14 protein-coding genes are annotated in these 15,211 nt (G+C 49.1%); 4 read left to right on the top strand and 10 right to left on the bottom strand.

Features of this window, described 5'->3' with window-relative positions; translation table 11 throughout:
- The first annotated feature begins 41 nt into the window (after positions 1-41).
- The 3 genes from CLFS41_RS17685 to CLFS41_RS17695 are packed head-to-tail and all read left to right on the top strand — an operon-like array spanning position 42 to position 3,152.
- Entirely contained in the window at positions 42-1,088 is a 1,047-nt protein-coding gene (locus CLFS41_RS17685) for an LCP family protein (RefSeq protein ID WP_045093017.1), read from the top strand.
- Positions 1,089-1,101: 13 nt separating this feature from the next.
- Positions 1,102-1,830 (top strand): LytTR family DNA-binding domain-containing protein, encoded by a 729-nt coding sequence (locus tag CLFS41_RS17690; RefSeq protein WP_045093018.1) that lies wholly within the window; start codon positions 1,102-1,104, stop codon positions 1,828-1,830.
- Complete coding sequence (locus CLFS41_RS17695; protein ID WP_045093019.1) at positions 1,827-3,152, top strand: sensor histidine kinase; 1,326 nt, start codon at positions 1,827-1,829, stop codon at positions 3,150-3,152. The genes CLFS41_RS17690 and CLFS41_RS17695 overlap by 4 nt, the downstream gene beginning before the upstream one ends.
- Positions 3,153-3,200: 48 nt before the next feature.
- Here the strand turns inward: CLFS41_RS17695 and CLFS41_RS17700 are convergent, their stop codons facing one another.
- The 8 genes from CLFS41_RS17700 to CLFS41_RS17735 are packed head-to-tail and all read right to left on the bottom strand — an operon-like array spanning position 3,201 to position 12,450.
- Positions 3,201-3,965 (bottom strand): RluA family pseudouridine synthase, encoded by a 765-nt coding sequence (locus CLFS41_RS17700; protein ID WP_045093020.1) that lies wholly within the window; start codon positions 3,963-3,965, stop codon positions 3,201-3,203.
- A gap of 36 nt (positions 3,966-4,001) precedes the next feature.
- Positions 4,002-5,768: a histidine kinase gene (locus CLFS41_RS17705; RefSeq protein WP_045093021.1), complete on the bottom strand. Its 1,767-nt coding sequence runs from the start codon at positions 5,766-5,768 to the stop codon at positions 4,002-4,004.
- Positions 5,769-5,770: 2 nt separating this feature from the next.
- Positions 5,771-7,237, bottom strand: coding sequence for a response regulator (locus tag CLFS41_RS17710; RefSeq protein WP_007861887.1), 1,467 nt, complete (start codon positions 7,235-7,237; stop codon positions 5,771-5,773).
- Between the two features lie 29 nt (positions 7,238-7,266).
- Positions 7,267-8,118, bottom strand: coding sequence for a carbohydrate ABC transporter permease (locus CLFS41_RS17715; protein WP_007861888.1), 852 nt, complete (start codon positions 8,116-8,118; stop codon positions 7,267-7,269).
- The gene (locus CLFS41_RS17720; RefSeq protein WP_045093022.1) at positions 8,115-8,984 is read right to left on the bottom strand and encodes a sugar ABC transporter permease; all 870 of its coding nucleotides are present in this window, start codon (positions 8,982-8,984) and stop codon (positions 8,115-8,117) included. Before CLFS41_RS17720 ends, CLFS41_RS17715 begins: the two co-directional genes overlap by 4 nt.
- A gap of 23 nt (positions 8,985-9,007) precedes the next feature.
- Entirely contained in the window at positions 9,008-10,012 is a 1,005-nt protein-coding gene (locus tag CLFS41_RS17725; RefSeq protein WP_045093023.1) for an aldo/keto reductase, read from the bottom strand.
- Positions 10,013-10,042: 30 nt separating this feature from the next.
- Positions 10,043-10,996, bottom strand: coding sequence for a uroporphyrinogen decarboxylase family protein (locus CLFS41_RS17730; RefSeq protein ID WP_045093024.1), 954 nt, complete (start codon positions 10,994-10,996; stop codon positions 10,043-10,045).
- 23 nt (positions 10,997-11,019) lie between these two features.
- Positions 11,020-12,450 carry an extracellular solute-binding protein gene (locus CLFS41_RS17735; protein WP_007861894.1) on the bottom strand — a complete coding sequence of 477 codons (1,431 nt, stop codon included), beginning with the start codon at positions 12,448-12,450 and terminating at the stop codon, positions 11,020-11,022.
- Positions 12,451-12,919: 469 nt separating this feature from the next.
- Between CLFS41_RS17735 and CLFS41_RS17740 the strand changes: the two genes are divergently transcribed.
- Positions 12,920-13,591 (top strand): hemolysin III family protein, encoded by a 672-nt coding sequence (locus CLFS41_RS17740; RefSeq protein WP_007861896.1) that lies wholly within the window; start codon positions 12,920-12,922, stop codon positions 13,589-13,591.
- Positions 13,592-13,776: 185 nt separating this feature from the next.
- Here CLFS41_RS17740 and CLFS41_RS17745 read toward each other — a convergent pair whose 3' ends face one another.
- Together CLFS41_RS17745 and CLFS41_RS17750 are read right to left on the bottom strand one after the other, a co-directional pair.
- Positions 13,777-14,046, bottom strand: a complete 270-nt coding sequence (locus tag CLFS41_RS17745; RefSeq protein ID WP_040416006.1) for a GIY-YIG nuclease family protein — start codon at positions 14,044-14,046, stop codon at positions 13,777-13,779.
- A 255-nt stretch (positions 14,047-14,301) separates the two neighbouring features.
- Complete coding sequence (locus tag CLFS41_RS17750; RefSeq protein WP_082082624.1) at positions 14,302-15,210, bottom strand: TPM domain-containing protein; 909 nt, start codon at positions 15,208-15,210, stop codon at positions 14,302-14,304.
- Position 15,211: the final 1 nt, after the last annotated feature.

Consider the following 15,211-nt stretch of genomic DNA (forward strand, 5'->3'; position numbering starts at 1 on the left):
CAGTTCCGAGCTGCAGCAGGAGAAGAAAAGGGGAAACCTATATGAATTTAATATTTAAAACCGTACTGAAAAAAGCAGGCATGCTCTGCCTGTCTACCCTATTGTTTGCACTGTGCTCTGTGCTCATCTATATGACAAAAATCACTGGCAGCGTACAGCGCCTTCCTGATACACCTGAATTGCCCGCTATGACTGCCAATCCAAACCTGGATGAAAAGACCCTGGAACAGTTGGACGGATACTGGACTGTGGCAGTATTTGGTCTGGACAGCCGCAATGGCAGCGTAGACAAGGGTAATAATGCGGATGTGCAGATGCTCTGTTCCATTAACCGCACAACAGGCGATATCCGTCTCGTATCTGTATATCGGGACACCTACCTTATGAACAATACCACCCGTAACACCTATGGGAAATTAAGCTGGTCCTACATGGACCAGGGCCCGGCCGGAAATGTGGCCGTCCTCAGTACCAACCTGGACATCGCCATTGATGACTATGCCGCATTTAACTGGAAGTCTGTGGCAGATTCCATTAACCTTTTGGGCGGAGTGGACATTGAATTAAGTAAAGCTGAGTTTTACTATATCAATGCATTTATAACAGAAACTGCGGATATAACAGGCTTACCATCCAGTCATTTAGAGGAGTACGGAATGCAGCATCTGGACGGAGTACAAGCTGTTTCCTATATGCGTCTGCGTAAAATGGACACGGATTTTAATAGGACCGAACGGCAAAGAACCGTCATCAGCCAGGTGTTTGATAAAGCAAAAAAAGCAGATCTTAAAACCTTGATGAAGGTGCTTGAAACAGTGCTTCCCCAGATTGGGATCTCCATGGACCAGGAATCCCTGCTGGAAATAGCGCGCAATATAAACAAATATAATATCAGCGCTGCCACGGGATTTCCTTTCACCTACCAACAGGCTTCTCTTGGGAAAAGCGGGGACTGTGTCATCCCTAATACCCTGGAGTCCAATGTAAAGCAACTCCATTCCTTTCTCTATAACAATGAGGAATATAACTGTTCCGACCGGGTAAAGGAGATCAGCAGAGACATAATCAAAGATGCAGTGAGAAATTGAGAGGAAGGAAACAATGATACGGATTGCTGTTTGTGACGATGAACACTGTTTTGTGGCACAAATCCACACCATACTTACATCACAGGCCAAGAGCCTCCCCTGTGCCATACACATTTCCACCTATTTAAGCAGCAGCCAGCTGCTTTATGACGTGGAGGAGGGGAGGCACTTTGATCTTCTGTTTTTGGACATAGAAATGCCGGAAAACAACGGAATGAACCTGGCGTCCGCCATAGGTAAGCTCCTTCCCCTGGCACTGACCGTCTTTGTCACATCTCATACAAAATATGCGGTCAAGGCTTATGAACTGTCTGTTTTCCGTTATATCCCCAAATCGGAACTGGAAACCTGCCTGCCCCTGGCCCTGTCAGATGCCTGCGGACTTTTGACAAGAAATTCCCACGACACTTATGTAATAGAGTCCTCCCGCATGATGAGGAAGATAGCAGCGGATGACATCCTTTATATCTACAAAGACCAGAAATATGCGGTCATTGTGCTTGAACACGAGAAGATTCTTCACCGTAAATCCCTGGATCAGGTCCTTGGGGAGTTGTGTGCCCCCAAAAGGGAGGGAGGATTCCTAATGGTGGAGAGGGGTTATATTGTGAACCTGTTCCACGTGGAAAAAATGGAGGGTAGTGAGCTGTTCCTGGATAACGGAGCCGTTATTCCAGTCAGCCGCAGGAACCAGAAGGAAGTGCGCAATACCATCACTTCATACTGGAGGAAAAAATTATGAGCCAGGCAACCATCAACCAAGTATACACTGGAATGGAATTGTGCTCTAATCTTGTAGAGGCATGGTTATGTTACCATTATATTGGAATCTTCCTGCCGGACAGAATCCGAGGACGCCTGCCCTTTTTTCTTCTGTCCCTGCTCCTGGTGGGCTCTGTGAGGGCTATGGACCATTTTGGAATCGATCCCCTGATCTCCACCCTATGGTTTGTGTTTTTTATCTGCATGACTACGGTTGTACTGTTTCACGTGGATCTGTTTTACGCGGTTTCCCTGGTGAGTTTTTATTTCCTCTGTATGTATATCATCAACTACTTCTGTATGTCGGTCATGGGTGTTATGGCAGGCAACCAGGAATTTGCCCGGTTTATTTTAAACCAGCTGTCCCTGTGGAGATGCGTTTACCTTGCCGTTGACAAAGCCATGCTGTTTCTATTTTATCTGATGGCGCGCAGAGCATTTCGTGAAACCCTATTTTACAATCCAAGGATGGTATTTTTCGTATCCCTATTCGGCATTCTAGGTACAGGTTATCTATCCATGTTTACCTTGAAGGAAATATCGGTCCTCACCCTGTTCAGCTGGGGACTCTGTCTGGTCATCCTCCTTTGTCTCTGCCTGATCATGCTCTTTTACGCCAATTATATTAAGGAGCGGGAAATGCGCAGTATCCTGGAATTTAAGGACAGGTTGATACAACAGGAATACGGGATGATGCAGCAAATACAGAAGGAACAGGAGATTCTTTCCCACAACTTAAAAAACCATCTGCTGATCCTGGATGGCATGGTAAGACAGGGCGATACGGAAAATGCCGGCGCTTACATCAGCCAACTAAGAGCCCCCCTGGACCACCTGACACCTGATGTGTGGACCGGAACGCCTACTCTGGATGTGCTTTTAAACCATACCAAAGGCCGGACAAAACGGGCCGGTATCCGTTTTACCATACAGGCAGATGCCCTGAACCTCTATCCCATGGAGGACCAGGATATCTGTAGTTTGTTTTCCAATCTTCTCGACAATGCCTACGAGGCAAGCGCCCGGATGCCCCATGGCCAAGGCTGGATCCTTGTCAAAATACGCCGTATGAGGGAAATGATCTTTTTTGACATTTCCAATTCATCCCCCAATGCCCCCTGCTGCAAAAATGGAAGACTTATATCCGGCAAGCGCGACCGGATGCTTCACGGAATCGGCCTAAGCAGCGCCTCCCTGTGCGCCCAAAAATATGGAGGACAGCTAGATCATGAATATGCGGACTGCGTATTCTCTGTGCATGTCTGCTTTCTAGGAGGTATCAAAACAATATCCGGCAGTTAATCGGGCAGATAGCAGCAACATTAATATTAGCCTCCATAGATGCTACGCCTATTTTAATGATGAAAACAAGTCAAATGCACCGCCGGAAGGCTTGATCTCAAAGCACATCCTCTCCCCTGCAGCGGGGTGGGGAAATGCCAGGCGGTATGCGCACAGGGCAAGGGCCGGAGATTGGCCGGAGATCCTCCCTGAAGGCTTCTCCTTTATGTCAACCTTTGTGGATATGTGTATACCATACCGCCCATCCCCATAGAGGGGGGTGCCATGACCGGCAAACTGCACCCTTATCTGGTGGTGCCTCCCTGTAAGGAGCTCAATATCTATTAATGAGAGGAATTTTTCTCCGTCCCCAGGGTTGTGGATAACTTCCATCTCCCTGTAGTTAAGGACCGCTTTCCGGCTGTCTTTCACCGACTTATCCACAATAGACGAAGTGTTGTTTTTCTTGTCCTGCCGTAGATAATCCACATATGCCCCCTGTTTATCCACAAGTTTTCCACATACCACCGCCATGTATGACTTTTCCACTTTTTTGTCCTGTAAAGCGGCGCTTAAGGATGCTGCCGACTTCTGGTTTTTGGCATATACCATAATACCGCCCACGGGCTTGTCCAGTCTGTGGATAACTCCCACATACGGGGGCTGGGACCCGGAATTAGCTGTGGTTAGCTTGTGGATATCCTGTGGATTGTGGAGATGGCGGCGTATCTCACTGACCATATCCGGGGCAAATCCGCGGGCTGACTGGGATTCCACGCCCGGGGGTTTTTGTACTACGATAATATCCTGATCTTCATATAATATAGAAATCATGGTCTATCCTCTCTTATCTTTTTTCCTGTTTATCCATTATAAACCAGGTCCGTGGGATACACAATGGGGTGGCACTGTGATCGTCACAATTGTCCCGGATCCGCTGCTTTCAATAGACAGCCTGCCCTCATCCCCATAGAGCAGGAAAAGGCGCTCCGTGATGTTGGCCAGCCCGATCCCGGAATGGGCCCCCTTTCCCTGCCTGGATTCACTGAGGCTTCCGCATACCTCCTCCCTGATCCCATTTCCGTTATCCTCTATGGTGATTCGGACATGATCCCCAGCCTGTCCTGCCTTCAGGCGGATCACAAACAGCTCCTCAACGGAACGCATACCATGGACAAAACAATTTTCCACAATGGGCTGGAGGATCATGGTGGGGATCTTTACATCTTTCAGCTCCTGGGGATAATCGATCTCCACCTTTAGATTATTCTCCTGGATATAATGATAGATCTCCATGTATATTTCCAGTGAACTGAACGCTTCCTTCAGGGTGATAAACTGCTGGTCTGAATAGGCGGTTATGCTCCTGAAATACTTGCCGATGAGCTGGATGGCCTTGCTGATCTGGGGCGCTTTATTGATCTTGGCAACCGCATTCACTGTCTCTAAAGCATTGTATATAAAATGTGGGTTGATCTGGGTCTGCAAAAAACGATACCGGTACTCCAGGGCTTCCAGTTCCGCCTTGTTTTTCAGGCGCTCCTCTGCCACGATCCGGTCCAGCAGCTTAGAAATCCTCTGGTTCATATTGTTGAAGCACTCTGTCAGCTGTCCGATATCGTCATGGCAGTAAACAGGGGTCACCACCCCCACACTGCCCTCGGACACATAAGCCATGGAGTTTGTCAGCGCCTCCAGCTGAAGGCTTACCTTGCGGGTCAGGTAGTGCATCAGCCCGCTTCCCAGAACCATGGATATGAGTCCCAGCAGGATCCCGCTTACCACCACGCTGCGCCCCATTCCCGTAATGCTGACCATGGGAATGATACCCGCAATATGCCATCCCCCGGCGCTCTCCTTTTCTATGGCATAATACGCCTTGCGATCCCAACTCTGGCCGCCCTCCATGTGTCCCCCGGCCTCCAGCTGCTCCAGGACAGCTGCCTGCAGCGGTTCCTCCATGCCTTCCGTATAGATGCATTTCCTTCCCCTGTTGTAAAACAGCAGGGCTATGTCATGTTTGTCATCCTTAAGCATTTCCACTGACTGTCTCTTTACCCGCGCCACCGCATACCCCACATGCTTCAGGGATGTGATCTTTCTCACTGCATGGAGGATATAGACGTGGTTCCGCTCATCCGATGCCCACATATAACCCTGCTTTAACACAGCGTCCTTGGACTCCTCAACAAACCTTCCTGCAAATTCCACTGCCTCATCTCCCCCGGACGCCATTTTCTGGGATGTATCGGCGGTATATCCTTTATTGGTCTCAACATATACAAAATCAAAGGGTGATACGGTGGACACCAGCTGGTTGGCCATGTATCCCAATTCCTGGCCTGCATAGCTGCTTTTGTCCCCGTCCATTTTGGACATGTAGTCCGGGATCTGGAACATGCTTATGGTGTTAAACAGCTGCATTTCCGTGTCCGATACCCTGCGCTCAAAATTATCAGCCACCTGTTTTGTGACCACATCCAGGTTATTGATATAATTCTTTTTTAATATGTTGATACAGAATACCACTAGCAGGCAGATGGATAAGAACAGGCTTGTAATAAGGGAAATGCAATATACCAGGATCAGCTTTTGTTTGAATTTAAGATTGTCAAATTTCTTTACGGAATCCAGCATATCTACTCCCTTTTCCTCATTCTGTATTCACTGGGCGTGATCCCTTCCAGGCGTTTGAACGCATTATAAAAGCTCACATAGTTTTCATATCCCACCGCGTAGGCGATCTCCTCCACCCTCATCCTTGTGTCGTCCAGCATCTGCTTGGACACTGCCATTTTATTTTTCATCATATGCTGCTGAAAGGTGATGCCTGTCTCCTTGCTGATCAGCGAAGACAGGTAATTGGGACTGACATAAAACTCCGAGGCCACCTGCTCCAGCTTGATATTCTCCAATGTATGGATCTCCATATAGCGGAGCACGTTCAGTACCAGCTCCGACTTTCCTTTTCCCTGGTCCCTGGCCTGGTCCACGGCCTTTAGAAATGACTTCAGCCATTTTCCAAACATCTCAATGGACGTGTTCTGGATCGCGCTGTAGATGGCGGAATCCAGGTACACAGCCCATTGCTTGTGCTTTTGGATCACCTTGGTGCAATAGATCACCGACATTACCTGAAGGGAAATGATACTGCCCCCGGTGCACCGCTCAAAGGCGGCATATGTCTTTTCGTAATCCTCGGTCCCCCTGATATCCTGGGCCAGCATGGCCGCCTCGGCCTGCAGGTCGGCCGCTTTCCCATAGCGGATGTCTGTCTTTGCCATTTCTCCCGGTCTTGTAACCCCATACCCCTCCAGCATATTCTCATATGCCTCCAGATACAGATCCTTCACCGAATCCTTCAACCCATAGACCCGGCTCGTCCCGATCCGGACCGTTCTGTCGCTTTCACATAAAACAGCGCTGATTTCTTTTAACTGTATCTCCCAGGATATGTCCTCTTCCTCTGAAGTGCACAAGATCACAAGCTTTTCCTCCAACAGGGTGGATATGGTTCTGCCGGTGATCCGCTGTTCTGAATATTCCACCCTCTGGAGAAGGGGCTGGGAAAATCCGTCATTGGCATAGGCAACAAGCATGGCACAGCTGCCTTTACAGATCTGTATGTCGCTCACCAGGGACCACACAGGCAGGTCCCGGCCGGACATCAAGGCCAGTATCAGCCGGCCCTTTAATACGCCTGTCACCTGCCGGTTAACATTTCTGTCTTTTTGAATGCTTTTAACCGCTCTTTCCAGAGCGGTTAAAAGTTCGTCATCATCAATTGGTTTCAGTATATAGTCAAATACGGACAGCTTGATGGCACGGCTTGCATATTGAAATTTGTCGTATCCGGTGATCACGATCACCTTGCTGCCCAGATCCTGGTCCAGGGAGGTCTCCACCATGCTGAGTCCGTCCATATAGGGCATGTTGATGTCCGTAATTACAATGTCCGGCTTTTTTTCTTCCATCAGCCGCTTCCCCTGCTCTCCGTCATAGGCGGTTCCCGCCACCTCCAGATTCAACGCTCCCCAGTCAACACCATATAACAGCGACTTCACTGTGTTATGGTTATCATCCACAATAATTACTTTATATGCCATATCTTCCCCCTGTGCCTGTCTGTACCCGCCTACCCCTTGACCGCTCCCATCATTATACCACTGACCACATACTTCTGCATACAGAAGTAAAGGATCAGGATAGGCAGCATTGCCAGGATAAAAAAGGCAAATGCCAGGTTAAGTTCTGATGTGTATTCGTTAAAATATGCCATCTGGGCCAGGAGAAGCGTCCTGGATTCCACCTTGCGCAGAAGAATGACCGCAGTGGTGTAATCATTCCATATAAACAAGGTATTCAGTACAAGCTGTGTTGCGTTCACCGGCTTCATAAGCGGAAAAACGATCTTCCAGAACATGGTAAAACGGTTGCATCCGTCTATCCTGGCCGCTTCCTCCAGATCAAGGGGCACTGTTTTTACAAACCCGGTCACTACCAATATGCTGATGGGTATCTGAAGCCCTGTCCTGGCAATGACAAAACCAAGGTTGGAATTGGTAAGTCCCAGGCGGAAGAAGTTAAGGTACAGCGGCAGCATGATACACTGGATAGGGATCAGGATCCCGGACACAAATATCATGTAAACGCTTCTGTAAAACCTGCCGTTAAACCTTGCCAGGACATAAGCTGCCATAGAGGTTGCCGTCATCAGGATCAGGACCGCTGGTATGGTGGTAAGGATGCTGTTCTTATACCCGGTGATAAACTGCTCATTTTCCGTGATCACCTTTACAAAGTTGTTAATGGTGGGATGCTGCGGCCAGGCCAGGCGGTTTACGGATATATCAGAGCTGTCCTTTAACGCGTATATGACGCTGACGTAAAACGGCGCGATCACTGCTGTCATTACCAGGAAGATCGTGATGATCTTAATACAGGTTAGGATCTTCTGCCGGTATCTTCTGTCAATCATGCCTGTCATTCCTCCACCTCCAGCCTGTTGCAGACAGCCGTTATGGCATATGTCAGGATCACCAGCACCACGGTTATGATGATCGCAGCAGCCTGCCCCAGTCCTGCTTTATTGAATCCGAAGATATTGTCATACACATACATGGCCGCTGTCTGGGCCGCTTCCATGTTTCTTGCAACCGCCATGGGATAATCAAAACATTTCAGCCCCCATGCCACCAGAAGGGTCACATTGGATATGATGGCCGGGACGATCAGGGGAAATGTGATCCCCTTTACCCTCTGCCACCAGTTGGCCCCGTCCACCTTGGCCGCATCGTAGTAATCATCGGGAATGGACTGCAGGGCGGCAATGTAGATCATCATACAGTATCCCATATCCCTCCATATGGCGATCACTGCCATTGCCGGAATGACCTGGCTGGAGACTCCAAGAGGGCTTACAATGTTAAACAGCGGGGAAATGATATCCGTATACACATAGCTCCATACAATGGCGCCGCTTGTGAGGGCCACTGTAAAGGGGATGAATACCACGGTCCTTGCAATATTTGTGTACCATTTGGATCTGTTCAGCAGCAGAGCCAGGCCAAGCCCCAGGACATTGGCGCCAGTCACATAGATCGCAGTAAACTGGAAGGTATGTAAAAATGCCTGCTGAAAATACCTGTTCCTGATCAAAGTAATGTAATTGCTGAATCCCACGTAGTCATAGTTTGTGCTGATGACGCTCTTCCAGTTGGTAAAGGAATAGGGGATCCCCTGTAGGAAAGGCAATATCACAACAAATGCAAACAGGGCAAATGCAGGAAGCAGGAATAACAGGTTTGTACCATGTATCCTGGCCTGCTTCATGGATATCTTAGGTGGTTTCATCTGAACAGCTCCCTTCTGCCGCTTTATTTGCTGATCCTGTCTATTTCATCCAGCTCTGCCTGGGAAAAATGGGTATTGCCGACAATCCCCAGATTTTCAATGATCTGTTCCGGCCTGGATGCCCCGATCAGGACACTGGTCACGACCCCGTCCTTTAATACCCAGGATAACGCCATCTGAGCCAATGTCTGCCCCCTCTCCCTGGCTATTGCATCCAGTCTGCGTATCTGTTCCACCCGCTCCGTTGTGAGATCGGACGCGTGGAGGAACCTTCCGTCCCTTGCAATGCGGCTGTCCGCAGGAATACCGTTTATATACTTTTCCGTCAGCATTCCCTGGGCCAGAGGGCTGAATGCAATGATCCCCATACCGTCCCGGGCCGCATATTCCTTTAGTCCGTTTTCTTCAATGGTCCTGTTAAAAATACTATAGCTGTTCTGATTGATCACAAGGGGGAGGCGGACTTCCCGGGCAATCCTCATTGCCTCCCGGGCATGCTCCCCGTCATAGTTGGAGATTCCTGCGTAAAGTGCCTTGCCGCTTCTTACAATCTGCTCCAGGGCCAGGACGGTCTCCTCCACCGGGGTATCAGGATCCATGCGGTGGTGATAGAAAATATCCACATAATCCAGTTTCATCCTTTTAAGAGATGCGTCCAGGCTTGAGATCAGGTATTTGCGGCTTCCTCCATCCCCATATGGCCCGGGCCACATATCATAGCCTGCTTTTGTGCTGATCAGCAGTTCTTCCCTGTAGGGCTTAAGGCAGTTCTCCATGATCCGCCCGAAGTTCTCTTCCGCGCTGCCATATACAGGGCCATAGTTATTTGCCAGATCAAAGTGGGTGACACCATGGTCAAACGCGGTAAAGCACATGGCCTTCATGGTATCATAATTATCCTTGCTTCCAAAGTTATGCCACAGGCCCAGGGAAACGCACGGAAGCTTCAGGCCGCTTTTTCCGCAGCGGCCGTATTCCATATGTTCATATCTTTCCTTGTCTGCCTGGTATTCATTTGCTACGTACATAAAATCTCTCCTTCCAGCAGAGCCACTCTGCTAAACAGACCTTGCTGTCTCCACCACCCACCGGATCCTCTCAAGGGGCAGTTCGTCATGGATGCTGCAGTCCGGCCCTATAATGAACCCCCGTTTTCCCCCTTCCTCTATAAGGGCTTTTGTCTCCGCCTGGATCTCTTCCTTTGTGCCGCTGTACAAAAGGCTTCCCAGGCGGTTGTCAAACCCGCCCCACACCGTGCGTTTAAATGTATCCTTTGCCTGGCTGACGCCCAGGCCGTCAATATAACGTGACCAGCTCACCACCGCCGAGTCATAGTCAGACCAGTCTTCCAGCCTGTTATTGATCTCCTCCCATGCGCAGCAGTGCAGGGCATTCATGTCGCTGAGGGTATTGGCATAATCCAGGACTTCCTTGTCGCTGGGCGTTACCCATTCCCTGTACTCCTCATATGTAAAACGGTTTACTTCCCCATTCTGTACACTGTAAAAGATCCCATCACATCCGGCTTCCTCTATGATCCCCCTGACCAGGAGCTTTACATCCCCTGCAATCACGCGGCAGGCATGTTTTACCGCTTCCGGATCCTCCCTGATCAGTTCCATCATCCTGGGATAACCGATCTCCAGCCTCAGATAGGAAAGGGGGCAGAATATCAGATACAGGCAGCAACATTCATCCTTAAGGGTTGAAACGATTTTTTTGGTGCGGTGGATCTGCTCCCTGATAAACGGATGATCCGGCCCAAAGGCTTTCATTTGATACAGGTCTTTTGCCTGTTCCAGTTTTCCAAGCGCCGGGGCCGGCCAGCCGAAATACCCGTCCGCTGACAGCTTTACAAAATCCACATCCGTCTTTTTGTAAAAGTCAACCTGTGCCTCAATAAATTTGTCTTCCTGCCATAACTCCTGGGGTACATGCTTCCAGAAGCAGACCGGCACATGGTCTGTCTCCAGACCATGGAACGCGGCCCTGACCCGTTCTCTTTTCGTCATATGATTCTGCTCCTTTTACCTTTTTAATTTGTGGCAATGATATCGTCAAACATGGACTGGATATTTGCAATGCACTCTTCATGGGTCATGGGCTTTCCTGTGACCACACTTTCCGCATAGCTTATAAGCGCTTTTCTCCAGGCATTGGTAAACTCAGTGTTCATAGGTTTGGTAAATGCGCCCTGAGATACGTAATTGCCTGATTTTTTCACCTCGGCAATGGTCTGGACAACGGGCAGGAGCTTGTCGGAGCTTTCGCCTGTGATCAGCGGCATCAGTGTGCCCTCAGACCAGGTTAAAGCGCCGTCCGTAACCCAATACTCCAGAAATCCCAAAGACTCATCCAGGGCATCGGCGTTAGGATTCACCATAAAGCACTGGTCCACCAGCACTCCCATCTTTCCTGAGTTTTCCGTATCATCAATGGGCGGTACAAAGAAATCAAACTCAAATCCCTGGTCCTTTCCCCTGGCTTCGATCTCGCCGATATTCCAGTTGCCTGTAAAGATCATGGCGCCTTCCCCTGCTATGAATAATTCCAGGGCCTTGTCCTGGTTATTGGCCATGGCGTCCGTGCGCGGATACAGCATCCTGTCGTCCCACACAGACAGCGCCTCCTCCACATACGGATAATCCGCTACCCCTGCCTTCCCGCTCATCCATTGATCAAAGATATCCAGATCCCCTGCTGCAATTGCCCTGGGCCATATGGTGGAACGTGTTTCCAGATCGCCGGTGGAGCCTTCCCCGTACACATCGATAAAGGGATCGATCCCTGCATCATGAAGCTTTTGTATCACTTCCTTAAACTGGGTCCTTGTCTTCGGCACTTCTATTCCCTGCTCCTCAAATATCTTTTTGTTATAAAAGATACCTGATGTCTTAAAGTCAATGGGAACAGCATATACTTTTCCGTCTGCGGACACATCGTTTAGATCATACTGGTCAAGCCCCATATTCCTGATGACCTCATTATCCGACAGGTCCATTGCATAACCGTTTTCAATGAGGTCCGGGTACATGGCCGGATTTCCCATGATAATGTCAGGCTGTTCCCCGGAAGCCAGAGCGGTTGACAGCTGCGGAAAATAATCCGTGCCCTGGTTGTAGAATACGTTTTCAAAGGTAATTTCAGGATGCGCCTCCATGTACGCCTCCTCCAGCTTAACCAGGGAATCCTGCTTTACGGACTGCCCCATGTAGTGGAATACGGTGATCACCTTGCTTTCCCCCGACTGCGCCTGGGCTGCGGACGTCCCCGCCTGATCATCTTTACCCTGGGCCGCCTTGTCCTGGCCCCCCTTATCCTGAGCCCCTTTATCCTGGGTCTCTTTTCCCTGCGTCTCCTTGTTCTGAGGCGCCCCGTTTCCCCCCTTGGCGCCGCCGCACCCGCTGATACTGGCCATCGCCATGATCAGACTGATTCCTATTGCCACGTGTTTTCTCAAATACATAACGTTCCCTCCCTCTCCAGAGTCTATTTACGCTTCGTACTCATATTATAGTTTTTATAGCAGTTCTCCACAATTAACGAAACTTACTAAATCATTAACAAAAGTTACTGTTTTATTTCTTTGCTTTCATATTTCTTATTAAAGGTCTAAGAAGATATATGTAACAGTTCAGACGGCGGGAAAATTGGTGCAGAGGCGGGCGCTAAGCTGGCTTATAAGACTGATTCTGCACCAGTTTTCACATCGGATGGACATCCGCAGCTTCTTTACCGTCTTTTCCGTTCAGGAAGCTGCGCCGTCTGGACTGTAACAGAGATACACATTTGAATCTAAGGTTTTTTCAAAAAGTGTTGCATAATTTTAAGGATAGGTGTATAGTATATAATACAAACAGATGTAGTAATCGAAACTACATATCAAAGTAACAGTAAATTATTGTCAGTTTTTTAATAGAAGGAGGCTGGTATATATGACAGCAAAACTGAAACGAAATCTTACAAAGGTGAAAGATCCGGGCAGTGCCCTGACACACTTTATCGCCATGGTAATGGCCATCATAGCGGCCATGCCCCTGCTTTTAAAGGCCGCCCGTGACTCCGGCTATCTCCACGTAAGCGCACTGACCATCTTCATACTGAGTATGATAGGGCTGTATGCGGCCAGCACCATCTACCACACCCTGGACATTTCCCCTAAGATCAACCAGATGCTGAGGAAGATTGACCATATGATGATCTTTATCCTCATTGCCGGAACTTATACCCCGGTTTGTATGATCGTCCTGGGTGACAAGACCGGCTGGTCTCTCCTGACCCTGGTCTGGGGAATCGCCGCTGCCGGGATCCTTATAAACGCGCTGTGGATCACCTGTCCCAAGTGGTTTTCTTCCCTCATATACATTGCCATGGGCTGGGTGTGCGTGCTTGCCATTACAAAGATCCTCAGCTCCATGCCCAAAGCCGGGTTTATGTGGATGCTGGCCGGAGGCATCATCTATACCGTAGGCGGCATTATCTACGCACTGAAGCTGCCCATCTTCAACTCCAGGCATAAAAACTTTGGCTCCCATGAGATCTTCCACCTGTTTGTCATGGGAGGGAGTATCTGCCATTATGTGATGATGTACCGTTTTGTGGCCTAGAGGCATTGTAATGCAGCCTGAATGGCGCCTGAAATGTAAAATAACTGAATGATAATAACAAAAAACATCTGTCCCGGAACTGGATCAATATGCTCCGGGGCAGATGTTTTTATATATAACTTTATTTGTAACTTTATATGTGGCTATATATCTGTTTTATGTATGATGGCAGGATCGCTCCAATATCAGCCTCCCATACCCTGCCCTAAGCCGCCGTCCCTGCGCATCAGCATCTCCTTCTGCTTTCTGGTCAGATGTTTGATGGCGTATTCCCGTTTCATGGCTTCTGCCTTTGTCTCAAATGCCTCATAATAGGAAAGCACCACCGGTCTTCTGGGCCTGGTATACTTGGCTCCCCTGCCTGAGTTATGGGCTTTCAGACGCTTGTCCAGATTATTGGTCCAGCCGCAGTACAGGGTTCCGTCCGCACAGGTTAGGATATACGTGTAATTCATTTTCATAACTTCCTCTGTATCAAAGATAGCTGGCTATGTAAACGGCAACAACGCTTTCACTGCGTTATCACCGCCCAGGTTGCCCTGTAATCTATTATAAAGCACCAGCTGGATGCGCGACACAACGATCAGGCCATTGCATAAGCCAGAGAAGATATATCTGAATCATATCTATACTCTATTATATCGCACATACCCTTAAAATGTGCATAAAACCTGATTTATATTCCCAGACATACCCAATTCCATGTAGAATCAGAATCTACGGCCTCCTCCGCCATGGCTGTGGCCGCCGCTGGAGGTATGGGTGGAGCTGCGGCCTGATGAGCTGTGCCCGCCTCCCGAACCGCCTGATCCCCCGGTGTTCCTTGGAATCGGCACACTGGTCACAAATTTATTTAACAGCAAGTCATTACAATTACTGAACATGAATCTTGTATCAGCGCGGTATGCCAGCAGGGCATTGGAGCGGTCCCTCTGCGACTGTTTCATGGAGTAACGTCCCTTTACCCCCAGGCATACACTGCCTGCGATCATGGCCGGTACAATGAGGGCAAACGCAGCTTCATACCACCGTATGCTTTTGTACACACTGATCTCTCCTGTTTCCGTATCATAATTGTACTGGCCCCGCTGGATCCCCTGGTCCACATAATATTCAATGTCCTCAGCAAACCGCATGAAGGCGCCGCTGTAATCCATATATCTGAGATACTCGGCCATATCATCCTGAATGGCTTCAATGCGGCTGTCCGTAAGGATACGGATCATATTACCGCTGGTGGATATCCAGCTCTCCCCGCCCCGCTGGCCCGGCGCGTCCATGTAGAGCAGGACCAGGACGCCGCTTTTCTTGCTGCCTGTCCCATACCCGTTCTGGTCATAGAAATCATCCGCATACTCCATGGCCGAACGTTTTCCGTCATGAAACGCAGTCACGGCCACCACATCCATACCGGTCTTTTTACGGCTGGAGGCAATGGATTCCTCCACCTTGTCCTTTTCCTCATCTGATAAAAGTCCGGCCATGTCAAAGACCCGCTGCTCTGCAGCGCTGCCGCTCTCAGACTGCGCTCCAAAGGCCGTCATACCGCAGACAAAAGTCCAGAATACCATGAACACTGTCACAAGAGCGGCCAGACGCATTTTCCTATTATATCCCATT

Origin of the sequence: Clostridium sp. FS41, from assembly GCF_000954015.1 — a bacterium.
GTDB classification, from domain to species: domain Bacteria; phylum Bacillota; class Clostridia; order Lachnospirales; family Lachnospiraceae; genus Enterocloster; species Enterocloster citroniae.